This window comes from Lactobacillus sp. WILCCON 0149 (genome assembly GCF_057197965.1).
Genome location: NZ_JBUBHO010000032.1, coordinates 1 through 695 on the forward strand (window position 1 = coordinate 1; position 695 = coordinate 695).

Genomic DNA, 695 nt, shown 5'->3' on the forward strand with positions numbered 1-695 from the left:
TGCCTTCACCCAATTCAATCAGATCTAATTTTCTCAACAGGACTTTAACAGTCAACATACTTAGACGAGATTCACAATTGAATGGTGAAGCTGCCCGTTTTATTTACGACATCGAGTGTCCAAAGAGCTCACGGCATTGGCTTCATCTCCACTTTACATAGTAAAAGAAAAAGTGTTGAACGACTACTCCGTCGAGTAATCATCCAACACTAGATTAGTATGTTTTGTTTCCTTGCAATTTTGTGATTAGTCGAGCAGTTCTTCGTCAGACATAATCACAGTTTGGTAATCATCGAAAAATGTTTCCGAAGTTAATTCAGGGGTCGGCATCATTTCTTTATCGTATTCGTACGAGTAACGTACTAAACGATAGGTCAAATCCGCCTTCCACAGGGTATCATCGTCAGCCGGATCACAACCATTGTGATCCGTGTATGCATCAACATAATCTTCGTCACCGGCATTGTCAAACGCAAACAGCGTGTATGGCCACCAGTTAGGAATGATTTCGGCCGCATACTCATGAAGAATAATTCTTCCGTCAGATTCCATCTTACTAGATACGAACAGCGGATCTGCCGCATGGCCATAGATGGAGGTGCCGTAATTCTTACGTTCAGCAGCAGGCTTCTCATTGTACTCATCTACTTGAGCCTTTACTTTTGCAATTTTTTCTTCTAAGCCTAATGCTTGGA

1 protein-coding gene is annotated in these 695 nt (G+C 41.9%); it reads right to left on the reverse strand.

The annotated features are described in order from the left end of the window. Positions 1–246: 246 nt before the first annotated feature. The coding region (locus ACYVUV_RS12340; protein ID WP_484499578.1) for a hypothetical protein at positions 247–695 on the reverse strand (449 nt) is incomplete at its 5' end.